Consider the following 24,757-nt stretch of genomic DNA (forward strand, 5'->3'; position numbering starts at 1 on the left):
GACACATAGGAGATCACATGAGCGCTCCGATAGTAATTCCACCGAAACCGCCGATGCCGGCCGTAAAACCGAAGCGTCCCAGCCGGTTCTGGCGTCCCGATCGCACTTCGATGGCCACCCGCTCGATGCTCCTCGGCGCGGCCGGAGTAGGGGTGCTTGCGGCCCTGATCCTCGACCCAGGGTTCGCGAGTATCGCGTACGTGATCGTGGGTGCCGGTGTGGTGATCGTCTTCGGGATTCTGACGCCGCCGCGGATGACCGTGACGCAGTGGGTCGCCGCCATCGGGATGCTCGCACTGCTGGGTGTTGCCGCCGTTCGCGGTGCGGAGTGGTTGGTGTTCCTCTGCGTCGTGGTTGCGTGGGTTCTGTTCACGTGGACTCTGATCGGCGGGCGGACGTGGACCGGGATACTTCTGGGAACGTTCGCTCCCTGGCGGGCACCGCACCGGACGGTCAACTTCGTTCGTCGTCGAAAGCTCGCTACCCGCTCTGCTCCGCGGGTGCCGGCGGCGCGAGTTGTCGTCGTGAGCGCAGTATCGATTCTTCTCCTGTTGATTTTCGGATCTTTGTTCGTGAGTGCGGATCCGGAGTTCGCGAAGATCTTCGGCGGCTTCGCTCCGGCCATCTCGGTGTCGAACCCGGGGGCACGGATCTTTGCCGGCGTCGTGATGGCGTTCGGCACGCTGGTTGCGGTGTACCTGCGCCGCAGAACGCCGACGGTGGACGCGTTTGCACCTGCGCAGGCGACGCCGTTGCCGATGTGGGAGTGGGCGGTCCCGCTCGGAGTACTCAACGTGCTGTTCCTCGGTTTTGTTGCAGTACAGACGAAGACGCTGTTCGGGGGAGACGAGCACGTACAGGTGACCGACGGACTGACCTATGCGGACTACGCGCGTGAGGGTTTCTGGCAGCTCATGGCGGTTACCGTGCTGACGCTGCTCGTCATCGCCGTCGCCGTGCGGTACATCGACCGCCGCGACGCTGGATCGAGGCGTCTTGCCCGCGGACTGCTGGGTGCACTGTGTGTCTTCAGCCTGGTGATCGTGGCGTCCGCTGTGCACCGGATGTGGTTGTACGAGAATCAGTACGGTTTCACGGTGCTCCGGGTCAGCGTCTTCGCGACAGAGGTGCTTCTGGGATTCGTGTTCGTGTTGTTGCTCGTCGCAGGTATTCGGATGTCCGGGAAGTGGATGCCCACAGCTGTTCTCGCCACTTCGGCCGTCGCGCTGCTTGCCTTCGCGGTGTTCAACCCCGATGCGTACATCGCGCAAAAGAACGTGGAGCGGTTCGAGGGCGGCAAGAGCATCGACGTTTCCTACTTACGCGGGCTCTCCGTCGACGCGGTACCTGCCTTGGATCGTCTACCGGAACCGCAGCGTTCATGTGCCTTGAGCAGATATCGATTCGGAGTGCCGGGCACCACTGCGCCCTGGGAGTTCAACGCAGCGCGTGAGAAGGCCCGCGACATCCTGGAAGCTCGCCCGGTGGGGCCGTGCCTGCAGATGTACACGGTCGGATAGACGCAGGGCGATTGTGCAGCCGCACGGCAGATATCGCGCGCGGCTGCACAATCGGCGAGCGTCGCCTGGTCGATCAGTGCACGGCGAGTGAGATTTTCTCCCGTTCCTCTGCGGACACCACATCTCGGGTGGATCGTAAGTCGACGGTCACGCTGTGGAGTTTGCCGCCGTAGCGGAACGTGCCCTTGTCCGCGAACTCTTCCGCGACCGGGCTTCCCCGGTTGATGCCGACGTCGAGCTGTTCGTTCATGCTGAAGATCGCCCGAGTGGTCTTCTCGATCCGGCCTTCGGAGACCACCTCGTCGTCGACGCTCAGGGTTGCGGTTCCACCCTTGCCGATTCCGCCGCCGTCGTACTCGAAGTGGACGGACACCTCGCGTGCATTGGGTGCCAGCGGGTTGCGCCCACGCACGAAGGTCCGACCACCGCCGCTGAAGTTGTAGCAGTAGACGGGGACGGAATCGAGTATGTACAAAGCGAATCCGCCGAACCGGCCACCGAGGCTGACCAGCATGCCGTCGGCGACGCTACCCAGACTTGCGGTCAGCGTGTACGAGCGGTTGAAGAACGTCGGCGCGGCTTTCTCGACCAGACCGTTCATGTGTGGGTACAGCGTGAGGGTCTTGCGGCCCATCATCGGATGCGGGGGTCGTGATTCCGCGGTGGCGTGGCGACCGACCGTTCTGTCGTCCAGCGGCAGCACCTGATATTTGGCCGCCTCGACGAGGAACTTTTCCTTGAGCCGGGCGAGGATCTCGGGATGCTCGTCCGCGAGATCGCGGGCCTGCGACCAGTCGACCGAGGTGTCGTACAGCTCCCAACGGTCCTCGCTCATCGGTGTGAGCTCGAGGCCGTGAGTGGCCATCAGCCAGGGTGCGCGGTGGGCCGTGACTGCGGTCCAACCGTGATCGTAGATTCCGCGGTTGCCGAAGATCTCGAAATACTGTGTGGTGTGGCGCTCTTCGGCGTCGGGCTCGGCGAAGGTGTAGTTCATCGCCACGCCTTCCATCGGTTTCTGGGTGACCCCGTCGACGCTGGTCGGTGCCGGAATGCCGGCAGCTTCCAGGATTGTCGGCGTGATGTCGACGCAGTGATGCCACTGCTCCCTGATTCCTGGCTTGTCGATCCCCTTGGGCCAGTGGGCGATCAGACCGTTTCGGGTACCGCCGTAGTGGGACGCAACCTGCTTGGCCCACTGGTAAGGGGTGTCGAGAGCCAGAGCCCACGACGCCGGATAGTGCGGGTAGCTGGTTTCGGTCCCCAATTCGTCGTAGCGCGCCAGTACGTCGGATGTCGCACTCTTGTAACCGTTGAGGCCGGCGAGGTAGTTGAACGAACCCTCCATTCCGCCTTCCGCGGAAGCGCCGTTGTCACCCATCATGTAGAGCACCAGAGTGTTGTCGAGTACACCCATGTCCTGCAACCGGTCGACGAGCCTGCCTACCTCGTCGTCGGTGTGCTCGAGAAACGCCGCGTACAACTCCATCAGACGGGCCGAGACCTTCTTCTGGTCGTCGTCGAGTTCGTCCCAGTGTGGGAGCCCCGGAGCCCACGGGGCCAATTCGGTGTCAGGAGCGACGACGCCCAGTTCCTTCTGCTTTTGGAGGGTGATCTCGCGTTGGCGATCCCACCCGTGATCGAATTCGCCGACGTACTTGTCCAGGTAGCGGTCCGGGACCTGGAGTGGAGCGTGGCACGCGCCGAAGGGGAGGTAGCAGAACCACGGCTTGTCGGGGTCCATCGTGTTGACGCCCTCGACCCATTCGATCGCGTGGTCGACGAGATCCTCGGACAGGTGGTAACCCTCCTGTGGTGTCTTGGGTAAGTCGACCATCGTGAAGTCCTCGTAGAGAACCGGGGTGAACTGGTCGGACTCGGCACCGAGGAAACCGTAGAACTTGTCGAAACCCTCACGGACCGGCCAACGATCGAACGGCCCGGCAGCGGTGGTCTCCCACGTCGGGGTCTGGTGCATCTTGCCGAAAGCACCTGTCGCATAGCCGTTTCCCTGTAGGACGCGTGCGACCGTGGCGGCAGAGGCGGGGCGGGTCCCGTTGTATCCCGGTGCCGCGTTGGCCATTTCGGAGATGACACCCATACCGACACTGTGGTGGTTGCGCCCGGTCAGTGTGGCGGCACGCGTCGGCGAGCACAGAGCCGTGGTGTGGAATCGGCTGTATTTCACGCCGGTTTCGGCCAAACGCTCGGCGGTGGGGGTGCGGCACGGGCCACCGAACGCGGAGGGTGCGCCGAATCCGACGTCGTCGATCATGATCAGCAGCACGTTCGGGGCCCCGGCCGGCGGGCGAAGCGGTTCCGGGCGGGTGTACGGGGGATTCTGATCGGGGTAGTACACGGCGGCCGCGACGTTCGGCGTCTCGGGAATGATCGGAATGGAATGGCGATTCACCAGCAGGCTCCTTGGCGTGTGCAAAACCGGGCGGATTAAGCAGTCGTCTTAATCTGGAGCGTATCGATCGGAATTCAGTTGGCGGCGTATGTCTCGTTGACTGGGACAACTACCCCCGTGAGTGGTTAAGGAGTCCCTGCACTCCCTAACCGCGCACAGGGGATGGGGCTTGCGGAATTAAGACAGTGACTTATATGGTCGGTGTATGCCCGCCTCGTTGGATGCCAAGAACGCCATGATCGCCGTCGCCGAGCGGATGTTCGCCGAGCAAGGTATTCACGAAGTGTCCATGCGGGACGTGGCGACTGCGGCCGGGCAGCGCAACAACTCTGCAGTTCAGTATCACTTCGGTGGGCGAGACGGTCTGGTGCTGGCCGTATTCCGGCATCGGATGGATCAGATCAACGCAGCGCGACTGACGTATCTCGACGACATCGACGCCAGTGGGCGGACCGACTTGGTCCGTGCTTTGGTCGAAGCCTTTCTGTACCCGCTGGCAGATTTTCTGGCGACGGTCGACGGTTCCAACTATGCGAGGTTCATTGCCCGAATCTCACCGTCGGTGGATACGCAGAGTGCTGAGTTCCGCGAGGTCAGCGAGGGGATCAACGAAGTTGTCGTCAGGTTGACGCGGGCGTTGCCGCATCTGCCCCGCCGCGTCGCGGTTGAACGGATCGATCTGACGTTCAACATGAGCGTCTCTGCTCTGGCCATCTTCGAGCAGCGCCGCGAAGACGAAAACCCCGTTGTGCAGGCAGATTTCGATACGACGGTGGATCATCTGGTCGATCTCGCGGTAGGAGCACTGACCGCGCCCCAAAGCGCACACAAACGCACACGAGCAAAGCGGGTGGACGCGTCGATTGACGTGTGACCCCGCGACACGACACGACAGGACGGAGTCATTCGATGGCTACCCTTACATCATCACGAACAGTCCAAATCGGCAATCACACAATCGAATTCGGACCACGCGGAATGAGGCGCAATCCGGAAGGCGTTGAATCGAGGCCGTACGAGCGGTTCACTCTGACACCCGTCACACCGTTCATCGGTGCCGAGATCAGCGATATCGACTTGCGTGATCCGTCGGAGGAGCAGATCGAGGACGTGCGCCGGGCCCTCCTCGAATGGAAGGTCGTGTTCTTTCGGGACCAGCCGATTTCGAGCGTGAATCATCGTGACTTCGCGGCCCATTGGGGTGAACTCGAGGTTCATCCACTTCTCCCGCAGGGAGAGGTCCCGGCAGTCGTCAGATTCGAACGCGGAGAGGACAGTCCAGGAACGGAGAACATCTGGCACGTCGACGTCACCTGGACGAAGACGCCGCCGCTCGGTTCAGTACTTCGGGCGATCGACGTACCGCCTGCCGGTGGTGACACGCTCTGGGCCGATATGGGTAACGCCTTCGACTGCCTCCCCGACGAGATCAAGGAATTGATCGACGGCAAGGACGCCATCCACGATTTTGTGCCGTCCTTCGGACGCGGCATGAGCCCGGAGAAGTTGGAACAGATGAAGGAGCAGTACCCGCCGGTTCTGCACCCGATGGTGCGTAAGCATCCGGAGACCGGGCGGAAGACGCTGTTCGTCAACAGCCTTTTCACCACCCACATTCCGGATATGGATTCTGTCGAAGGCAACGATCTGCTCAATTTGCTGTTCGCGCAGGTCAAGGTCCCGGACTTTCAGTGCCGCTTCAAGTGGGCGCCGAATTCCATTGCCTTCTGGGACAACCGGGCTACCCAGCACTACGCAGCGAGTGATTACTTCCCTCATCGCCGCGTCATGGAGCGGGTGGCCATCCTGGGGGACGTGCCCTTCTGATCTACTCCTGCGGAATGCGGATGATGCACCGGAAGCCGACGTGGCAGGTCGAGGACTCCTCGGATTCGCCCTGCCGCGCGGCGGGGCGGTAGCGCAAGCAGTAGTTCGGTGCACACAGATGTGAGCCGCCCTTGATCACCCGTCGCGCGTAGGGTTCGCCCACCAACGCCTCCGTGGCGAACTCCGCTCGGGGATTACGAGGAATGCAGCACGACGAGGCCGGCGCGACGTTCTTGGAACTGTGGGCGTGGTCCGATGTGTAGTGATCGGCCGTCCATTCCCACACGTTCCCGGCCATGTCGAACAGTCCGTAGCCGTTGGGCCGGAACTTTCCGACCGGAGCGGTGCGCTCGTAACCGTCCTCGAGCAGATTCTCCCAGGGGAACTGGCCCTGCCACACGTTGCCACCGGGCCGCCCGCCCGGAGAGTCGTGATCGCCCCACACGTACGCCTGGCGATCGAGTCCACCGCGGGCGGCAAACTCCCACTCGGCCTCGGTCGGGAGTTCCTTGCCGGCCCACGCGGCGTAGACCTGGGCGTCGAAGTACGACACGTGGGTGACGGGGTGCCGTTCACGTCCCCCGATGTTGCTGTCGGCGCCCTCGGGATGGCGCCAATCGGCGCCGGGAGTGAACGACCACCACTGGGTGTAGTCGTCAAGTGAAACCGGGCCGGGTGGCGAATTGAAGACCAACGATCCCGGGACGAGGAGGGCTGGATCGGCGTCGGGATAGTCGGCGGCGTCCGGGGCGATTTCAGCAGTGGTGACGTGGCCGGTTGCCTTCACGAAGCGTCGGAACTCGGCGACCGTCACCGCCGTCGTGTCCATCCAGAATCCGTCGACTGTGACCTGGTGAACTGGGCGTTCTTCCGGATAGAAATCTTCGGAGCCCATCCAGTACGTCCCACCCGGGATCAAAGACATGTTCTTCGGGGGAGTAGCCGTGGAGTGAGGCGTCGTCATGAATTCAAGAATGGCACGTTGGTCACGCCGATGTGGGGAGAGTCCCACCTGGTGCCCTCGGCAGGATTCGAACCTGCGACCCTTCCTTTAGGAGAGGAATGCTCTATCCCCTGAGCTACGAGGGCGGGGAGCGTACCGACAAGCACTGAAAACCCTGTGCTGCCGGGGTTTTCGCTTCCCGATACTGCTGTTGCATCCGCTCGACCTGTCGGCACGAAGCCTCGGGCGTCACAGCTGCGCTAGTCAGTGTAGCGGCCCGCCGACGAGGTCGCGAAGTCGACGGTATCGCCGGGTGCAAGCAGGAGCCGAACCGATCGCACTGATCGCAATGGTGTTCACCGCGGAGCAGGCACGGCATCGTGCGGGAATGACCCGCAGAATCCGATTCAACGCCTTTGCCATGAACTGCGTCGCCCACCAATCGCCAGGTCTGTGGCGCCACCCGGAGGACCAGTCGTCCAGGTACACGGATCTGAGGTACTGGACGGAATTGGCGAAGCTCCTCGAGCGTGGACGATTCGACGGGCTGTTCCTGGCCGACGTGTTGGGAACGTACGACGTGTACGGCGGCAATCACGACGCAGCGCTGCGGCAGGGCGCGCAGGTACCGGTCTCGGACCCGCTACTGCTGGCGTCGGCGATGGCTGCCGTGACCGAGCACTTGGGCTTCGGGATCACCGCAGGTACAGCTTTCGAGCATCCCTACCCGTTCGCTCGGCGCTTGAGCACCCTCGACCACCTGACGAACGGGCGAATCGGGTGGAACGTGGTCACCGGATACCTCCCCTCGGCCGCACGGAACATGGGCGAGGACGACCAACTCCAGCACGACGATCGCTACGACCACGCGGACGAGTACCTCGAAGTTCTCTACAAGTTGTGGGAAACGTCGTGGGAAGACGACGCGGTGGTGCGTGACAGAACCACCGGGGTCTACACGGACCCCGCCAAGGTTCATCCGATCGAGCACGAAGGCAAGCACTTCACCGTTCCGGGCATCCACATCTCCGAACCTTCTCCGCAGCGGACGCCGGTCATCTTCCAGGCCGGCGCGTCGCCTCGTGGGGTGCGGTTCGCCGCTGAGAATGCCGAAGCAATTTTTGTCGGTGCACCGACAAAGGCGATTCTCAAAGACACCGTTGCCCGAATCCGAAACGAACTGACGAAGGTCGGGCGAGATCCGTACTCGGCCCGCATCTACACACTGTTGACGATCATCACCGACCGAACCCCTGAGTTGGCCCAGGCGAAACTCGAGGACTACCGCAGCTACGCGAGTAGTGAAGGCGCGCTCGTTTTCACCTCGGGGTGGATGGGAATCGACCTCTCCGGATACCGAGCGGACGAGCCGATCGGGAACGTCGAGAGCAATGCCATTCAATCCGCGGTCGCATCGTTTCGTCAGGCCGACGAGAAAGGTGGCGAATGGACGGTGGGGGACATCGCGGAGTGGGCGGGCATCGGCGGGCTCGGCCCGATCGTTGTCGGTTCCGGCGCGGAGGTCGCCGACGAATTGCAGGAGTGGGTGTCCGAGACCGACGTCGACGGTTTCAATCTCGCGTACGCGGTGACTCCCGGAACCTTCGAAGACATTGTGGAGCATGTGATTCCGGAGCTGACCAAACGAGGTGCCTACCAGAGCGACTACGACGAGGGAACGCTGCGCAACAAACTGTTCGGGCGAGGGGACAGGCTGCCGCTCGAACACCGAGGCCGGAGCTTCGACCGGATCCGCACTGCCGGCTGAGCGGGGACCTCAGGACCAGCCGGACCCGGGTACGTGAACCGAGGTGGTGAGGTCGACGGCCTCGATGTCCGAAGACCTCAACTCTTCACCGCACACACTGCAACCCAAGCGTGCTTCGAACCGTTTACCGCAGGCCTTGTGATGGAGAACGATGTCCGGGCCGTCCGCGGATCTGAACCAACGCTGACCCCAGGAGATCATGCACATCACCACGGGGAAATACGCCGTGCCCTTGGCGGTGAGTCGATACTCCGACCACTGTGGGCGATCCGGAAGCGGACGCGTTTCCATCACACCGATCTCGGTGAGGTGCTTCAAGCGATCCGCGACTATCGCCGGTGGTGCACCGGTGATCTCGGCGAACTCTCCGTAGCGGCGAGCGCCTCGGAAAGCTGCACCGATGATCGCCGCTGACCAGCGATTGCCGACAAGTTCCATCGTGTGAGCCAGAATCTCCGGACGGCGTTCGGACTTGGTGGAGCGTCGCCGCGATGTTGCTTCCGGGACACTGCGTGAGAAGTCCCCACTCGGACCCATTTGGGAGTCCAGGGATCGTACGTCCACGTCCTCGCCGCACTCCTTGCAGCGCAGGATCGGGGTGAAGTCGTTTCCGCAGGTGCTGTGCCGCAGTGGTGGAAGCGGCTGGGTTTCATTGGGCGCCCACTGCTTCTCCCACGACCACATGGTGATGAGGACGGGCCAGATCGACTGCCCTTTGCGGGTGACCGAGTATTCGTGCCTGGGCGGGTTCTGCTGATACTCACGACGCTCGAGCATTCCGCCGGCCGTCAGGACCGCCAACCGTGAGGACAATACGGAGTTGGAGATTCCCCCGAGGGCGAGCCAGTCGTTGTATCGCCGCGACCCCAACAGGGCGAATCGCAGAATCCAGAGGTTCCACTCGTCCCCCAACAACCCGAGCGTGACGGCCAGTGCGTTCGGACCGCCGGCAGGCAACTCGGTGACGCCCGCCGACGCGGTGGGTGTCGAAGATCCGGCTGCATTCACTCGTACCACCCCGAAATCATAGGCCGCGAACCCTGCGGCACCGCGAGACCGTACCGAATGGTCTGCAGAAAGAGTCGGGAATCACTCGGTGCGGGCAATGAGTAACGCTTCCTGAGTGATCTGGCAGATCTGGAGTCCGGATCGATCGAAGGCCGCCGCATTCACGACTGCTCTGCCGGCGTGAGCTGTGGGGGTCGCGTGCTCGAAGAGCAGCCACTCGTCCGCTCGCACAGGGCGTTGAAACCACATCGTGTGATCGAGGGACACACCAGTCCAGTCCGTGTCGAGCGAGTGCTCCTGCCCGATGTCGTAGCCGTGCGGAGTCAGTGCGGTTGCCATCAGCATCAGATCACTGGCATAAGCGAGAGCAGCCACGTGAATCAGTGGATCGTCGCTCAGCCGCTGAGCCGAACGCATCCAGATGTTGCGCGGAGGCGCCGCCGAATGCGCGGTGGGGGAGTGCGAATCAAGGGGGGAAACACGAATCTCGATGGCGGAGAACTCCTCCCACACCTCACCCAACCCACCGTCTGCCTCGGCCAACTCTTGCAACGTCACGCACTCAGTGGGCGGGAGTGCGGTAGGTACTGCGCGACTGTGAGTGATGCCCTCGTCGATCGAGGAGGCAGAGACCGTGGAACGGCAGACGAGTCGTCCGTCCTGGTGGACGTCGACGCCTCTGGTGGACAGGCGTTTTCCGTCGCGAAGTCGATCTACCGAGAACTCGGTTGCATGCTCCGTCGATCCCGGGCGAAGGAAGTGGGTGTGGACGGAACTGATCGCTTTGCCGTCGGTAACCGTGTGCCCGGCTGCGAGAATCGACTGGGCTACCAGTTGGCCGCCGAACAATTGAGGTAGACGAACGCCGTCGTTCGACCCTTGCCACCGGTCCGGGCCGGTCGATTCCAGATCGAAGACGTCGGCGAGACCACTCGTGGGGGCGCTCACGACGCGTGGTTTCGTGCCGGACGGGGTGGACGAGGTAAGAATCCGCTGGTCCGGGCGACGTAGTCGTCGTAGGCCTGCCCCTTGCTCTTGCGCATGCCGCGTTCGAGAAGGGCCTTACCGCTGTAGCTCACCAGCAGTTTGATCATGACGATCGGAGAGACGATCGTGATCAGCGCCAATAAATCACCAAGCGCGAGGATGAACAGTCCGACCCAGACGCATGCATCACCGAAGTAGTTGGGATGGCGGGTCCAGGCCCAGAGCCCACGGTCCATCACCTTCCCGGCATTGGCCGGATCAGCTTTGAAGCGGGAAAGTTGGTAGTCTCCAACCGATTCGAAGACGAAGCCGACGGTCCAGACCGCGATGCCGATCGCGCCGAGGACTCCGAGGGCGCGAAACTCGTACATCGCGAACTGGACGGGCAGCGACACCACGAGAATGAGGACGCCCTGGAGGCCGTAAATTTTGCGAATCAGGAACGGAACCAGCGGTCCCTGTTGATGTTTGAGCAGGGCAGTATAGCGCTTGTCCTGCCCGTGCCCACGGTTTCGGAAGCCGATGTAGAGGCCGAGTCGCATTCCCCACACCACGGTCAGTGCCAGCACGACGAGGCGACGCAGATCGTTGCCGTCCGATCCGATGGACGTCAGGTACGAGACGGCGGCGACGACGGCAAAGCCGGGCCCCCAACAGATGTCGATGATCGAGTGATTGTTCATGCGGATGGCTACGGCCATCACGACTGCGATGAAGACGAGCACGGCGAGTGCGCTCACACCGAAGTTCAGTGCAAGGTCGTCCAGTGGGATGTCGGTCATGCGCGCGCTTTCTGATTGTGGTGGTCGAGCAGTTCGGAAGCGAAGTCCGCGAAGGCTTCCTGTGCGCTCGGATAGGTGTGAGGAGTGCCGAGCCGGCTGGTCACGAGCAGTGCGTCGAGCGCTTTGGCATCGAGTTCTGTGGTGGTGGGTAAGAATTCGGTCGAGCCCTCGACGGCGTCGGCCGAACGCACTCCGTTACCTGCGGTGACGATCACCTGCCCGTTGGTCGTGGACTCGGGATCGACGAGAGCAGTGACCACCGGGGCTACCAGGTCGGCCCCCATGATGTCGATGAATCGTGGATCCATTCCGGACTCGGTCATCTGCGTAGTGGCATAGGGCAGTACGACATTGGTGAACACATTGCGACTCGCGCCTTCGCCGGCCGCGGTGCGGCCCAGTGCGATGACGGCACCCTTACTGGCGGCGTAGGCGGACACGGTGGGTTCTCCGTGCAGTCCTGCGGTCGAGGCAATCATCACGATGCGCCCGAATCCGGCTTCGCGCATCACTCGGGAGGCTTCGGCGGCGACCAGTGCGGTTCCGACGACGTTTGTCGTGATGACGGTGCTGAGGTTCTCGGCGGTGGTGCGATGAAGCATCTGTGGACCGCTGACCGCGGCGCTGGTGATGCAGAAATCGAGTCGTCCGAACCGAGTGAGAGCGTCGTCCACCAACTTTCGGCCGACGTCGGGGTCGGTGACGTCGTCGTGGTTGGCGACGGCCTGTCCACCGGCTTCGAGGATTTCGTCGACAACCTGATCTGCGGGGCCTCGGCCGCTCGAATCGAGTGTGCGATTCCGATTGTTGACGATCACCGTGACCCCTCGGCTCGCGAGATGCAGTGCGACGGCACGGCCGAGGCCCTTACCCCCTCCCGTGACGACGGCAACGCGGCCGGAGAGTGAACTGACGGTCATGAGGCGATCCGTTCGACGAGCACCGCGACTCCGACACCGGCGGCGCCGCTGACCGCGGCCACACCGTAGCGACCGTCGCTCCGTACCAGTTCGTCGACACATGCGCCGACGAGAATTGCTCCGGTGGCGCCGAATGCATGGCCCATCGCCATCGTGCCTCCGTTGGGGTTCATGCGGTCCGGCCCGGCGTCCAGGTCGCGGCGGAACCGTAGGCATAGCGCGGAGAAGGCCTCTGCGAACTCGAACACGTCGATGTCCTGTGGACGAAGCCCGGCTCGCGCGATGACTGCCTCCACGGCGCTCTGACCCGCAGTGAGCATGAGGACCGGATTCACCGAAGTCGAGGCGGATCCGATGATCCGTGCGCGAGGGGTCAGGCCGGCTCTCGCCGCGGCTTTCTCGGATCCGAGGAGTAGGAGCGCTGCGCCGTCGGCCATGGCGGGAGAGGATCCGACGGTGTGCAGGTGTTCGATCTTTCCTACCTCGGGATAGGCAGCGAGCGCGAGTGCATCCTGACCGGCGGCGCCGAGCCCTTCGAAGGCGGCAGGCAGCGCTGCGAGTCCCTCTGCCGTCGTGTCGGCCCTGACCAGTTCGTCGTGCGCGATTCCGGCTTCACCATTTCTGCCGGGAACTGGCACAACGGACCGCTCGAATGCGCCGTTGCGCCAGGCCTCGGCAGCCTTGTGTTGGGTTTCGACGCCGTATGCATCCAACTCGTCGCGGGAGTACCCCTCGATCGTGGCATTCAAGTCGGCGGCAACACCCATATGGATGGAGCCGATCTGCGCGATGGTTGCCGGGTCGGTCCACAGCGGTCCGCGATCACTGAACATCGGAGTCCGGGAGACGCTTTCGACGCCACCGGCCACGACGAGGGACACGTCGTCGCCGCGAATGCGGGCCGCGCTCTGGCCGACTGCGTCGACGCCGGATGCGCAGAATCGGTTGAGGGTTGCGCCGGGGACGGAGTCGCCCCAACCGGCAAGGAGTGCGGCAGTTCTAGCGATGTTCGCGCCCTGCTCGTCCACTTGCGATGCGCAACCGAGAACGACGTCGTCGATCTGTTCTGCGGCGAGGTTCGTTCGACCCTGCAAAGCCTTGGCCAGGTGGACGACAAGATCGACTGGGCTGTGTTCGTGGAGGGCACCTCGCGTCGATGCTCGGCCGCGCGGTGTGCGCACGTAGTCGAGGACAAAAGCATCAGTCATTTTCAACCCTTCAATTAGTAGAGTTACTCTGCTAGTTGTAGTACGGTTGCGGTGAAATTACAACCGCCGTTGCGCGGGTATCTCGGTGACGTCACCGAGGCCGGATCGGCAAGGGGAGAGGTCATGACTGTTTCGAACATTTGGATTCTCGGCGGGTACCAATCCGACTTCGCACGGAACTTCACCCGTGAGGAACTCGATTTCGCGAACCTTGCCGAAGAGGTGGTGAACCACACCCTGGACGCGGCGAAGGTTCCTGCCACCGACATCGAGGTGATCCACGTCGGTAATGCCTTCGGTCAATTGTTTGCCGGCCAAGGTCAGCTGGGCGCGATGCCCGCCACCGTGCATCCAGACCTGTGGGGTGTGCCCTCGTCTCGGCACGAGGCGGCGTGCGCATCGGGCAGTATCGCTGTACTTGCAGCGATGGCAGACCTGCGCGCCGGCAACTACGACGTGGCTCTGGTGATGGGTATCGAACTGGAGAAGACGGTTCCGGGTGATGACGCGGCCGGCCATCTGGGCGCTGCAGCCTGGGTCGGACACGAAGGTCAGGAAGCAAAATTCATGTGGCCGTACATGTTCGACCGTGTGTCGAAGGAGTACGGGCGGCGTTACGGGATCGACGAATCTCACCTTCGCGCGATCTCGCAGATCAACTTCGCAAACGCGAAAAACAACCCCAACGCGCAGACACGCGGTTGGGCGGTGCCCGATCTACTCGGGAATGCAGGCGGCGGCGACGCCACCAATCCTGTTGTGGAAGGTGGTGTTCGACGATTCGATTGCAGTCAGGTGACCGACGGTGGCGCCGGGGTTGTGCTGGTGACGGACAAGTACCTCCGAGAGCATCCTGATGCCGCGGCGACTCCGCTGGCCCAGATCGCGGGCTGGGGTCACCGGACAGTTGGTTTAGGTCTCGAGCAGAAGCTGGCCCGCGACGCCGATAATCCCTACGTGATGCCACACGTTCGGGATGCGGTGATGGGTGCCTTCTCCCGGGCCGGAGTCGACCTGGCCGGGATAGACGGGATCGAAACACATGATTGTTTCACGGCGAGTGAGTATCTCGCGATCGACCACATCGGTCTGACCGCGCCCGGCGAGTCGTGGAAAGCCATCGAGAGTGGTGACATCGCCATGGGCGGCAAGCTACCGATCAACCCCAGCGGCGGTCTGATCGGCGGTGGTCATCCGGTGGGTGCCAGTGGTGTTCGAATGCTTCTCGACGCGGCCCATCAGGTGACGGGAACGGCCGGCGGTTTCCAAGTCGAGGGTGCGAGCCGCTTTGCGACGCTCAACTTCGGTGGAAGTACGGCCACCACCGTCAGTTTTGTCGTCGACGCAGTTTCCTGAAAGTGCAGCCCAACCCAGCCTTTCCCAATCAGTCGAAAAGAGAATTCCATGGACGTCGAAATCGTAGGCAAGTTGTTGTCCACCCTTCCCGCCGATGACGATCACCCGTATCGCACCGGCCCGTGGCAACCCCAGACCACCGAGTTCAAAGCGGACAACCTCGAAGTCGTATTCGGTGAGGTTCCGAAAGACCTCGACGGTGTCTACCTGCGTAACACCGAGAATCCGCTCCATCCCTCGATGAAGGCGTATCACCCCTTCGACGGTGACGGCATGATTCACATCGTGGGCTTTCGCGACGGAGAGTCGTTCTACCGCAACCGATTCGTACGTACCGACGGCTTGGCGGCCGAGCAGGATGCCGGCGCTGCGTTGTGGGCCGGGCTTGCCGAGTCTCCCAAACTCAGTCGCCCCGAGGGCGGCAAGGGTGCGCGCACCCGGATGAAGGACGCGTCCAGCACCGACGTCGTCGTTCACCGGGGGACTGCTCTCACCAGCTTCTACCAGTGCGGAGATCTGTATCGTCTCGATCCGATGTCGGCGGAGACACTCGGCAAGGAAAGCTGGAACGGCAAGTTCCCCTTCGAATGGGGTGTGTCCGCGCATCCGAAGGTGGACGACAAGACCGGAGAAATGCTGTTCTTCAACTACAGCAAGGAAGCGCCGTACATGCACTACGGCGTCGTGGACTCGGCCAACGAGTTGGTCCACTACGTCGACGTCCCACTTCCCGGTCCGCGCTTGCCGCACGACATGGCCTTCACGGAGAACTACGCGATCCTCAACGACTGCCCCTTGTTCTGGGATCCGGTTCTGCTGGAGAAGGGCGCGCACGTCGCGAATTTCCATCCCGATATCCCGCTGCGTCTCGGAGTCATCCCACGCCGCGGAAATACCTCTGACATCAAGTGGTTCGAAGCCGATCCGACCTATGTCCTGCACTTCGTGAACGCCTACGAAGAGGGCGACGAGATTGTTCTGGACGGTTTCTACCAGGGCGATCCGGAACCGTCGGACAACGGTATGGGCAATCAGTGGGAGCGCGCCTTCCGTTTCCTCGCTCTCGATCGTATGCAGACCCGGCTTCACCGCTGGCGTTTGAACCTGGTCACCGGAGCCACGCGTGAGGAGCAACTCAGTGACTCGATCACCGAATTCGGCATGATGAACGGGAATTTCGCGGGCGAGAAGTACCGATACGCCTATGCGGCTTCGGGTAAACCGTCGTGGTTCCTGTTCGACGGCTTGGTCAAACACGACCTGCTGACGGGCAACGAGGAACGATTCTCCTTCGGTGACGGTGTGTACGGCAGCGAGACTTCGATGGCGCCGCGCGTGGGTGGTACCGCCGAAGACGACGGCTATCTCATCACGTTGACCACTGACATGAACGAGGATGCGTCCTTCTGCTTGATCTTCGACGCTGCCCGCGTCGGAGACGGACCGTTGTGTAAACTTCGCCTTCCCGAACGAATTTCGAGTGGTACGCACTCGACGTGGGCTCCGGGCGCCGAGCTCCGACGCTGGCAGAGTGCCGACACCGCCGCCGAAGCGGTCGGACTGTGACGGGCACGCACGACGCGGGCACGTGGGAGATCCTGCGACAGGTGGTGATCGGTGCACGAGACGTGGACAAGACCGGTCACCAATTGCGCGAAGCATTGAATCTGGCACCAGGATTCGCGGATCCACTGCTCGAAGACATCGGTTTGGCCGACGAGACCTTGGCCGTCGGGCCGCAGGCATTTCTCGAGATCGTCGCGCCGCTCGACGAGAAGGTCTCGCTGGCGAGATGGATCCGCAAGGGCGGAGGGGAGGGCGGCTATGCACTCTCGATCCAGGTTTCGAACATCGAGCCCTATCTGGAACGTGCAGCTGCGGCGGATGTTCGGACGGTGGCAGATCTCGAGGCCTACGGTCACCGGATCGTCCAACTTCATCCCGGTGATCTCGGACTGCTCGTAGAACTCGACGAGATTCCCGACGCCGACGAGTGGTTCTGGGATGAGACGGAGAAGGAGGTTTCCCTCGATCCCTGGGTCGACGACATCCTCGGCGTCGACGTGTCCTCGCCCGATCCGGCCAGGACGGCGACGCTGTGGGCCGAAGTGTTCGGAAAGAAACCGGTCTCGGCGCAACCACTCTCGATCAGGCTGGGATCACGCGTCGTGTCGTTCGTTCAGGGGGAGCGGTCGATGCTCACTGCAATCGATCTGGCGGCGTCGAGCGGCGCGTCTGCCGTCGAGCCCGGGCTGAGTGTCGGCGGCGTGGAGTTCCGGATTCACCCACGCTGAGCGTGCTTCACATCGAACGACAGAATTCGGGGCCGATCGCTCGAAGCGACCGGCCCCGAATTCGTGTCATGGACTCAAGCGAAGTCCTGTCGCAAACGAGTCTTGAGCAGCTTCCCGCTAGCGTTGCGTGGCAGCTCCTCGATGAACCGAACTGCACTGGGGCACTTGAAGTGAGCCAGTCGCTCGCGTGACCACTCGATGATCTCCGCTTCGGTTGCATCCGAATCAGCAGCTCGAACGACTACGGCAAGGGGAGTCTCACCCCACCGATCGGAGTGAACGCCGACTACCGCCACCTCGCGGATGCCGGGGTGCCCGGAGAGAACACTCTCCACCTCGGCCGGATAGACGTTCTCACCGCCGGAGACGATCATGTCCTTGAGGCGGTCGTGGAGGTAGAGATAGCCGTCCTCGTCGAACGATCCGCCGTCTCCGGTGCGAAGCCAGTCACCGTCCAACATGGTGGCCGCAGTGGCTGCTTCGTTACGCCAGTAACGCTTCATGACGTGAGCGCCGCCGATGACGACCTCGCCGCGGGTACCGACCGGGACGTCTTCGAGCGTCACGGGATCGACGATGCGGATGGGCACTCCGAACATCGGCTGCCCGACGGACTTCAACCGATGCGCGGTCGACTCGTCGGTCGCCCGATGATCTTCCGGGGTCAGCATGGTGACGCCGCCGGTCGACTCGGTGAGTCCGTATGCCTGCAGGAAACTACACCCGAAGACCTCGGTCGCGTCTTGCAACAGGGGCAGTGGCATCGGCGCGGCTCCGTAGACCAGGAACTGCAGGGCACTCCAATCTGCCTCGCGCACAGCCGGAAGGGAGGTCAGGACGCTGATCACCGCGGGAACGGCGACCGCATGCGTGACTTTGTACTCCTGCATCAGCGCGACGAGTTCGAGAGGTCCGGCGATGGTCTCGAGCAGTAGAGCGCCACCGCCGAGCGTCGTGACCAGGGCGAGACCCAGTCCGGCCACATGGAAGAACGGAACCGGGCACATAGCCACGGAGTCGGTGTCGAGATCGAGCAGGTGATACATGGTGGCGAGGGCACGGCCGAGGTTGGCGCCGGTGAGTTCGATTCCCTTCGGGTGACCGGTGGTTCCCGACGAGTAGAAGATCAGCGCTGTGTCGTCGGGGCGGCGCGACGACCCCGGATCGTCGTCGCCGACACCGGAAAGCCAGTCGTTCCACGAGATCGAGTTTCCGGAACCGTCCACCGTGACGACGGTCCGGACGCTACCGACCGCCGCGGCGACGTCGGAGAGGCCCTCATCGCCTGCTCCGAGTACGACAACGGTCGGCTCGCTGTTGCTCAGGATGTAGTCGACCTCGCCCGGTGCCAGCCGATTGTTGACGGCCGTCAGGATCGAGCCCATCTTCGAAGATCCGTACAGGACGGAGAGGAAAGACGGTGCATTGGCCCCGATGTACGCCACCCGGTCGCCGGGTCGAACACCATCGCGCAGAAGTGCATTCGCGACACGATTTGTTTCGATGTCGAGTTCGCGGAAACTGGTACGCCCGTCATCGGAGATGACGGCGGTGCTCTCCGGACTGGCAATCGCCCGGCTGCGTAGCAAGTCTTCCAGATTCTGCACGGGGCGACCGTCGGGCAGGAGCGCGTTCACGGAAGGTTCACGGACGGCAGGTTCACGGGTGGCAGGTTCACGGGTGGCAGTCGAACCTACGTCCGTCGGCTGAGTTGTCATGCTGAATGCTCCAATCTGAAGGGGGCAAAGACAGGGGGTTCGAAAATGCCGGCGGGAGCAGCGAGTACATGCTCGACGGCGCGTAGTGCCGGGCCTGCAGTGATGAACTGACCGGCTGTCGTGCGACTGTTCGGATCTTGTGGTTCGACCAGGTTGACGGTCATCACGATCTCGGGTTTGCCGAAGAGGTGGACTTCCCATTGGTCCCGTCCCGCGTATTCGTCGCGATCAGGTTCCATGGTCCAGATGATGGCGAGGGTGAGGAACTGCTTTCCGTCGACCATTGCGTGCCAGCGCCATTCGGTGGTTCCGACGGTTCCCGCGGCGATGCGTCCGGCGGCGACGTCGAGATCCGTACGTGCCGGAACGACCCTGTGATCGGACACGACCCCGTCGTAGGTGACGCCCAGGCGCTCGCACATGAACGCGATGGTCTCGAGGTACAGCGACGCGTACAGCGAGGGCAACGGCCCGGTTCCGTCCAGTTCCTCCGGGGGCGAACCCATTCCCATGACGGTGAACGCGAAGTCGGGGTCAGGCATGCCGCGAGCGTCGAGCACCTCGTCGATCGTAATTCGGTCGAGTTCGATCGATGTTCCCGTCAGCGCCAACGCCAATCGCTCGCCGATGACACCTGGGCTCACGCCGACCCCGAAGAGCGTCGAATCGCCTTCCTTGCATGCTTGGGCGAACATGTGCTCGCGTTCGGTGCCGTGTGCGCGGGGGAAGTGCTGCCCGGCCGTCGTGATCACGTTGATCCCGGCGCGAAGCAGACGGCACAGATCGTCGTCGTGGCGTTCGTACGGAATCTGCAACCGCGGACTGTGGATGAGAACCTGTGGGCGCGAGCGGATGATCTCGTCCACGTCGCGTGTAGCGATCACCCCCGTCGGTGCTCGTCTGGCGATGTCACCGGCGTCTCGACCCGCCTTGGCGTCGCTGTACACGTAGAGGCCGACCAACTCGAGGTCGGGACGATCGATGATTCCGCGTAGCGCTGTCTTGCCGATGGCACCGGTCGCCCACTGGGCAACACGAATCGGATCGCTCATGATCGAGTGGTCAGTTCGCCGGCGAAGAGGAGCTTGCCCAGACCGCGTTCGTACCGAATCGGGTCGCGGGCCAGACGCGCACGGGCATCGATTGCCATGAAATCTGTGTCGCACGTCCACTCACCGCGTTGCGTGGCGGCGAGTCCGGTCGCGGCGATGTCCAGAGGATTTTCCTTGTGGCCCTGAACATGTGACGCCATGCGGGTATCGACGCTGCCGACGATCAACGACGTGACGGTGATGCCGTGCGGTTCGAGTTCGGCGCGAGCGATGCCGCCGAGCGACAGAGCAGCCGCCTTGGCCGGTGAATAGCCACCCATGAAGGCGGTCGGAGCGATTGCGGCCACCGACAGGACGTTGACTATCGATCCTCCGCCGCGGGCGGCGAGTACCGGCGCGAAGGCGCGGATCATCGTCAGAGGCCCGAAGTAGTTGACCTCCATCTCGGCTCGCGCAGCCGCTTGGTCGTCGGCCTCGATCAACCGATTCCCGGTGAACAGTCCGGCATTGTTGACGACCACTGTGGTGTCACCGCACGCCCTGGCCGCTGCATCGACGAGTCCTGGATCGGTCACGTCGAGTTCGACGATGTGTGCTCCGGTGGATCGCAGCTCGGCGGGCGCCTCGTCGGGATTTCTCACCCCTGCATAAATTTTGGCGGCACCCATCGACTTCGCCTGTTGGACGAAGGCCAAGCCGAGCCCTCGATTGGCGCCGGTGACGAGGACAGTCGCGCCCTCTATCGGCGTTCCGCGAAACCTTGTCATGAGTGCTCCTGTGTCTGCCGTGTGTAGATGAGGTCGTCGGGAAATTTCTTGCTCTTCTTCAAGGACGTTTCAGGCGCGAGCATCCCGAAGATCCAGCCTTCGGCTGTGGCCATGTCGTGGTTCCAGTCCCACCGCAGTGCGCGGTGGCGGATTCCCCACCTGCCGTCCTCGTAGCCGAAGCGGTCGATCAGGCGCGCCGCGGTGAGTGTGTCGGCTATGCCGTCCGAGTGCTTGATTCGTGCGAAGGCAAGCACGTAGGACTCGACGTGTGCTGTGGCCCCGTCGAGTTCGATCAGGACGTTGGTCATTGCGTGGGTCGTCAGTGACCGTGGGTGAGTGATGGCCCCGGCGATGTGGTCGATGTAGTCGTCGGCGGTGCCGGTGAAGACACCCCCGTGGTCTTCGGTTGCGCCGGGTAGATAACACCGCCTGGCGTCCTCGACGTCTCCGCGATCGGCAGCCCGGAGGAAACGAGCCAGAACCTCGTAGATTTCCTGCTTGGCGACGAGAGCGTCGACCCGGCTGTAGTCCCTGACGTCTGGGCCCCCGCCGCTGTCGACTGCGTGAATGTTGTTGGACCTCACGATGATGTCCCTTCTCGGCTCCGGATCGGGGGCCGCACGTTGACGGAGTGCCTCTGTTTACTGTAGTAATCTCTATCACACTGTTAATTGAAGTGTCACGAGGAGGTGAAACCAATGCTTGGAAACACACCACCCGCACAACCTGCGAATGACCCGGTCGTACTCACGCTCTCCGATGTATCGATCGAATTCGGCGGAGTCACGGCTCTCGACGACGTCGGCTTCGACGTCCACGCCGGCCAGATCTGCGGACTCATCGGGCCGAACGGCGCTGGTAAGACCACGCTGTTCAACTGCATCACAAGGATTTACGAACCGAGTCGCGGTGTCATCACCTGGCAAGGAACCGACCTCTTGGGATTGCGGCCCTATGCAATGGCATCTGCAGGGATCGCTCGGACCTTCCAGAATCTCGCACTGTTCAGCGGCATGAGCGTCTTCGACAACACCATGGTCGGCGGATCGTCTCGGGGCCGCTTCGGACTGGCGAGCGGGCTTCTCGGCTGGCCTCCAGCGCGCGCCCGAGTCCGAGAACTGCGAGAGAAGGCCTGGTACCTGCTCGAACGCCTCGAACTCGTCGACGTCGCGAACGCGCCGGCAGCAGGCCTTCCGTTCGGAACACTCAAGCGCGTCGAACTGGCACGAGCATTGATGTCCGAGCCTTCGCTGCTTCTGCTCGACGAGCCCGCCGGCGGGCTCACACACAGCGAAGTCAAGGAGTTGGGAGAACTGATCGTCTCGCTCCGCGACGACTTCGGCTTCGGAGCGCTTCTGGTCGAACACCACATGGGATTGGTGCTGGGTATCTCCGATCACGTTGTCGCACTGAACTTCGGCCACAAGATCGCTGAAGGTACTCCGGCGGAGATCCAGCAGAACGACGCCGTGATCAATGCTTATCTGGGGCGAGCGGCATGAGCCTGCTGAGCGTCGATGATCTGCATGCCGGTTACGGGCGAGGCAATGTACTGCACGGGGTGTCGCTCGACGTGGAACCCGGCGGGGTCGCTGTTGTTCTCGGCGCGAACGGTGCCGGCAAGACCACCATGATGCGCGCGCTTGCCGGATTGATTCCGCACCAGGGAACGATCACCTTCAACGGTTCGCCGCTCGGATCCAAACCTGAACGCGCCGTGGCCGCCGGCGTCAGCCTTGTCCCACAGGGCCGTGGAACTCTCGGTCAACTGTCGGTACGTGACAACCTGCTCGTCGGCGCTGCGCTTCGCAACGACAAGGCGGAGATCGAGGCCGACATCGAGCGGTGGTGTGAGACATTTCCGGTGCTCGCGAGGAGGTCCACACAGTTGGCAGGTTCGCTGTCAGGCGGTGAACAGCAGATGCTCGCGGTCGCGCGGGCATTGATGAGCCGTCCCACCCTTCTTTTGTGCGACGAACCGAGCCTGGGTCTGGCGCCCATCGTCATCGCCGAATTGTTCGACACGCTCGGTGCGATCAACCGGAGCGACGGAACTGCACTGCTGATCGTGGAACAGAATGCCGATCTCGCGATGAAACTCGCGTCGAAGGTCTTCCTGCTCGACGTAGGCACCATCGTCGCTGCCGGCACGCCCGAGGAATTTCGTTCGGACGACGTCGTGCGCAGCGCCTATCTCGGGTACCAGGAGTAAACGGTGACACTCTTTCTCGAACGACTCATCTCCGGATTGACCAACGGCTCGATCTACGCAATTCTCGCGCTGGCACTCGTGGTGGTGTTCCGTGCCACCGGCACGATCAACTTCGCTCAGGGCGAGTTGGCCCTGTTCACAACCTTCGTGGCGTGGTGGCTCACAACGATGTCCTGGCCGATCTGGGCCGCGATCGGAGCGGCTCTCGCTCTCGGCTTCCTGCTCGGGGCGTTGATGGAGCGTCTGCTCATCCGGCCGGTTCAACGTAGAAGTGACATGGCAGTGCTGATAGTGGCACTGGGATTGTTCACCGGGCTCAACTCGTTGGCCGGAATGCTGTGGGGGAGCGAAACGAAGATCATGCCGAGCCCGTTTCCCAACGGTCCCACCGACTACATCTCGGTGGGCGGCGCGCGCGTGTACGGCGACGCACTGGGCGTACTGGTTGCGCTCGTTGTCCTACTTGTGTTGATGTCCTTGCTCTTTCGCAAGACGAGAGTCGGTCTGCACATGCGTGCCGTCGCGGACAATGCCGAATCTGCCACTCTCGCCGGAGTTCCGACCAGCCGGATACTCGCAATCGGCTGGGGTGTTGCGGCAGCGATCGGCGCACTGGCCGGTGTCCTGGTCACTCCGCTCTCGCCGCAACAACTCGGCCTCACGACCATGTTCCCGATCTTCATCGCAGCATCTGCGGCAGCGCTGTTCGGCGGTCTGGACAGTCTTGTCGGCGCAGTTGTGGGTGGGTTGACGATCGGTGTTCTGGAATCGATGCTCAGCGGCTACATTTCGGTCATCGGCGGTTCGCTGCAGCAGACATCCGCGCTACTGATCATCGTGGTGATTCTCTTCGTCAGACCCAATGGACTGTTCGGTACCAAGAAACTGGAGCGGGTATGACGACGCTTGCCGAGAGAAATGAACCCGCGGTCGCCGAAAAGGCAGTCAGGCAGCCGCGTGTGGTGGTTGCCGGATCGACGTCGTACCGGATACTCCAACTGGTTCTGCTGGTGGCTGCCGTCTGTGCCCTGCTCCTCGTGTCGCAGAGCGCGCCGTTTCGCGTAGGGCAGTTCACGAGTGTCTTCATCATCGCGATTGCCATCGCCGGACTGAATATCGTCAGCGGGTACACCGGACTTCTGTCGATCGGCCATTCTGCCTTCTTCGGCCTCGGCGCGTACACGACCGGCGTTCTGATCGTCGATCGCGGATACTCGCCGTTGACCACAATCCCGATGGCAGTCGTATTGTGTTTCGTACTAGGACTTCTCGTCGGGCTTCCCTCCTTGCGGATCAAAGGGCTGTATCTGGCCCTCGTTACCCTCGCCGTCGCTGTGGCGTTTCCCGAAGTGATCCGCAAGACCGGGGATCTCACCGGTGGCGCGGCCGGCATGGTCGTTCGTGCGAATCTTCTGGTCCCGCCGAAATGGACGGGTTTGACCCGCGCGGACACCTATCTCTGGATCTTCTGGGTTTCGGTAGTGACGCTGGCAGTGGTCATGCTCCTGATCCGCAATCTCGTCAAGAGTCGATTCGGTCTGGCAATGGTTGCGGTGCGCGACAACGAGATTGCGGCGAGTGCAAACGGCATCAACGTCGCGCGGGTCAAGATTCTCGCTTTCGGACTTTCCGGCGCGATCACCGGTCTGGCAGGTTCGCTGTTCACGATGTACATCGGCGCGCTCTCACCCGAGTCCTTTTCGTTGATGAAGTCGATCGAGTTCATCACCGGACTGGTGTTGGGCGGAATCGCAACGCAATTCGGCCCGATCGTCGGGGCTACGGCAGTGGTGTTCCTGCCGTACTACACCGGAAGCGTCACCGACGGCCCCGTGTCGGGAGTGGTGTTCGGCGCGGTGCTGATCGCGATCGTGTTCTTGATGCCGGACGGAATCGTCGGCCGGATCAACAGCGTTCTCCGACGGTTTGTCCTCGTGGTTCCCGCAGATCATCCCAAGTATCGCGAAGGTGAACCCCGCACCTGA

At 62.6% G+C, this 24,757-nt stretch carries 22 protein-coding genes and 1 tRNA gene; 11 read left to right on the top strand and 12 right to left on the bottom strand.

Going from position 1 to position 24,757, the window contains the following annotated elements; genetic code table 11:
- Positions 1-17 precede the first annotated feature (17 nt).
- Positions 18-1,520, top strand: coding sequence for a DUF4173 domain-containing protein (locus YH3_RS19250; RefSeq protein ID WP_064443876.1), 1,503 nt, complete (start codon positions 18-20; stop codon positions 1,518-1,520).
- Positions 1,521-1,593: 73 nt separating this feature from the next.
- On the opposite strand, the gene YH3_RS19255 is transcribed toward YH3_RS19250, so the two are convergent.
- Positions 1,594-3,930, bottom strand: coding sequence for an arylsulfatase (locus tag YH3_RS19255; protein WP_064443877.1), 2,337 nt, complete (start codon positions 3,928-3,930; stop codon positions 1,594-1,596).
- A gap of 205 nt (positions 3,931-4,135) precedes the next feature.
- Here YH3_RS19255 and YH3_RS19260 point away from each other — a divergent pair, with 205 nt between their 5' ends.
- A complete protein-coding gene (locus YH3_RS19260) occupies positions 4,136-4,804 on the top strand; it encodes a TetR family transcriptional regulator (RefSeq protein ID WP_064443878.1) in 669 nt (222 codons plus the stop codon).
- Between the two features lie 35 nt (positions 4,805-4,839).
- Complete coding sequence (locus YH3_RS19265; protein WP_064444230.1) at positions 4,840-5,757, top strand: TauD/TfdA family dioxygenase; 918 nt, start codon at positions 4,840-4,842, stop codon at positions 5,755-5,757.
- Position 5,758: 1 nt separating this feature from the next.
- Here YH3_RS19265 and YH3_RS19270 read toward each other — a convergent pair whose 3' ends face one another.
- Both YH3_RS19270 and YH3_RS19275 read right to left on the bottom strand, forming a co-directional pair.
- Positions 5,759-6,721, bottom strand: a complete 963-nt coding sequence (locus tag YH3_RS19270) for a formylglycine-generating enzyme family protein (protein WP_064443879.1) — start codon at positions 6,719-6,721, stop codon at positions 5,759-5,761.
- Positions 6,722-6,770: 49 nt separating this feature from the next.
- A tRNA-Arg gene (locus tag YH3_RS19275) sits at positions 6,771-6,846 on the bottom strand.
- 242 nt (positions 6,847-7,088) lie between these two features.
- On the opposite strand from YH3_RS19275, the gene YH3_RS19280 reads away from it, so the two are divergent.
- Complete coding sequence (locus YH3_RS19280; RefSeq protein WP_047272629.1) at positions 7,089-8,468, top strand: LLM class flavin-dependent oxidoreductase; 1,380 nt, start codon at positions 7,089-7,091, stop codon at positions 8,466-8,468.
- 9 nt (positions 8,469-8,477) lie between these two features.
- Here the strand turns inward: YH3_RS19280 and YH3_RS19285 are convergent, their stop codons facing one another.
- The 5 genes from YH3_RS19285 to YH3_RS19305 form a co-directional block, all read right to left on the bottom strand.
- Positions 8,478-9,476, bottom strand: a complete 999-nt coding sequence (locus YH3_RS19285) for a helix-turn-helix domain-containing protein (RefSeq protein ID WP_003940366.1) — start codon at positions 9,474-9,476, stop codon at positions 8,478-8,480.
- Between the two features lie 81 nt (positions 9,477-9,557).
- The gene (locus YH3_RS19290) at positions 9,558-10,424 is read right to left on the bottom strand and encodes an acyl-CoA thioesterase II (RefSeq protein WP_030534920.1); all 867 of its coding nucleotides are present in this window, start codon (positions 10,422-10,424) and stop codon (positions 9,558-9,560) included.
- Positions 10,421-11,245 (bottom strand): DUF1295 domain-containing protein, encoded by an 825-nt coding sequence (locus YH3_RS19295; protein ID WP_064443880.1) that lies wholly within the window; start codon positions 11,243-11,245, stop codon positions 10,421-10,423. Before YH3_RS19295 ends, YH3_RS19290 begins: the two co-directional genes overlap by 4 nt.
- A complete protein-coding gene (locus YH3_RS19300) occupies positions 11,242-12,165 on the bottom strand; it encodes an SDR family NAD(P)-dependent oxidoreductase (RefSeq protein ID WP_064443881.1) in 924 nt (307 codons plus the stop codon). Before YH3_RS19300 ends, YH3_RS19295 begins: the two co-directional genes overlap by 4 nt.
- The gene (locus tag YH3_RS19305) at positions 12,162-13,373 is read right to left on the bottom strand and encodes an acetyl-CoA C-acyltransferase (RefSeq protein ID WP_042921373.1); all 1,212 of its coding nucleotides are present in this window, start codon (positions 13,371-13,373) and stop codon (positions 12,162-12,164) included. Before YH3_RS19305 ends, YH3_RS19300 begins: the two co-directional genes overlap by 4 nt.
- Positions 13,374-13,496: 123 nt before the next feature.
- Between YH3_RS19305 and YH3_RS19310 the strand changes: the two genes are divergently transcribed.
- From YH3_RS19310 to YH3_RS19320, 3 genes are read left to right on the top strand one after another with little or no spacing between them, the layout of a single operon-like run.
- Positions 13,497-14,729, top strand: coding sequence for an acetyl-CoA acetyltransferase (locus YH3_RS19310; RefSeq protein WP_064443882.1), 1,233 nt, complete (start codon positions 13,497-13,499; stop codon positions 14,727-14,729).
- 48 nt (positions 14,730-14,777) lie between these two features.
- Entirely contained in the window at positions 14,778-16,295 is a 1,518-nt protein-coding gene (locus tag YH3_RS19315; RefSeq protein ID WP_030534915.1) for a carotenoid oxygenase family protein, read from the top strand.
- The gene (locus YH3_RS19320; RefSeq protein WP_064443883.1) at positions 16,292-17,023 is read left to right on the top strand and encodes a hypothetical protein; all 732 of its coding nucleotides are present in this window, start codon (positions 16,292-16,294) and stop codon (positions 17,021-17,023) included. The genes YH3_RS19315 and YH3_RS19320 overlap by 4 nt, the downstream gene beginning before the upstream one ends.
- 74 nt (positions 17,024-17,097) lie before the next feature.
- Here the strand turns inward: YH3_RS19320 and YH3_RS19325 are convergent, their stop codons facing one another.
- The 4 genes from YH3_RS19325 to YH3_RS19340 are packed head-to-tail and all read right to left on the bottom strand — an operon-like array spanning position 17,098 to position 21,144.
- Positions 17,098-18,741, bottom strand: coding sequence for a long-chain-fatty-acid--CoA ligase (locus tag YH3_RS19325; protein ID WP_082920612.1), 1,644 nt, complete (start codon positions 18,739-18,741; stop codon positions 17,098-17,100).
- Complete coding sequence (locus YH3_RS19330; RefSeq protein ID WP_042451078.1) at positions 18,738-19,793, bottom strand: dihydrodipicolinate reductase; 1,056 nt, start codon at positions 19,791-19,793, stop codon at positions 18,738-18,740. The genes YH3_RS19325 and YH3_RS19330 overlap by 4 nt, the downstream gene beginning before the upstream one ends.
- Positions 19,790-20,560, bottom strand: a complete 771-nt coding sequence (locus YH3_RS19335; RefSeq protein ID WP_042451076.1) for an SDR family oxidoreductase — start codon at positions 20,558-20,560, stop codon at positions 19,790-19,792. Before YH3_RS19335 ends, YH3_RS19330 begins: the two co-directional genes overlap by 4 nt.
- A complete protein-coding gene (locus tag YH3_RS19340) occupies positions 20,557-21,144 on the bottom strand; it encodes a nuclear transport factor 2 family protein (RefSeq protein ID WP_042451074.1) in 588 nt (195 codons plus the stop codon). The genes YH3_RS19335 and YH3_RS19340 overlap by 4 nt, the downstream gene beginning before the upstream one ends.
- A 114-nt stretch (positions 21,145-21,258) precedes the next feature.
- Between YH3_RS19340 and YH3_RS19345 the strand changes: the two genes are divergently transcribed.
- From YH3_RS19345 to YH3_RS19360, 4 genes are read left to right on the top strand one after another with little or no spacing between them, the layout of a single operon-like run.
- Positions 21,259-22,062 (top strand): ABC transporter ATP-binding protein, encoded by an 804-nt coding sequence (locus tag YH3_RS19345; RefSeq protein WP_042451072.1) that lies wholly within the window; start codon positions 21,259-21,261, stop codon positions 22,060-22,062.
- A complete protein-coding gene (locus tag YH3_RS19350) occupies positions 22,059-22,772 on the top strand; it encodes an ABC transporter ATP-binding protein (RefSeq protein WP_003939931.1) in 714 nt (237 codons plus the stop codon). Before YH3_RS19345 ends, YH3_RS19350 begins: the two co-directional genes overlap by 4 nt.
- Positions 22,773-22,775: 3 nt before the next feature.
- Positions 22,776-23,672, top strand: coding sequence for a branched-chain amino acid ABC transporter permease (locus tag YH3_RS19355; protein ID WP_003940241.1), 897 nt, complete (start codon positions 22,776-22,778; stop codon positions 23,670-23,672).
- The gene (locus tag YH3_RS19360; RefSeq protein ID WP_030534909.1) at positions 23,669-24,757 is read left to right on the top strand and encodes a branched-chain amino acid ABC transporter permease; all 1,089 of its coding nucleotides are present in this window, start codon (positions 23,669-23,671) and stop codon (positions 24,755-24,757) included. The genes YH3_RS19355 and YH3_RS19360 overlap by 4 nt, the downstream gene beginning before the upstream one ends.

This window comes from Rhodococcus sp. YH3-3 (genome assembly GCF_001653035.1).
In the GTDB taxonomy this organism is placed as follows: domain Bacteria; phylum Actinomycetota; class Actinomycetes; order Mycobacteriales; family Mycobacteriaceae; genus Rhodococcus_F; species Rhodococcus_F qingshengii.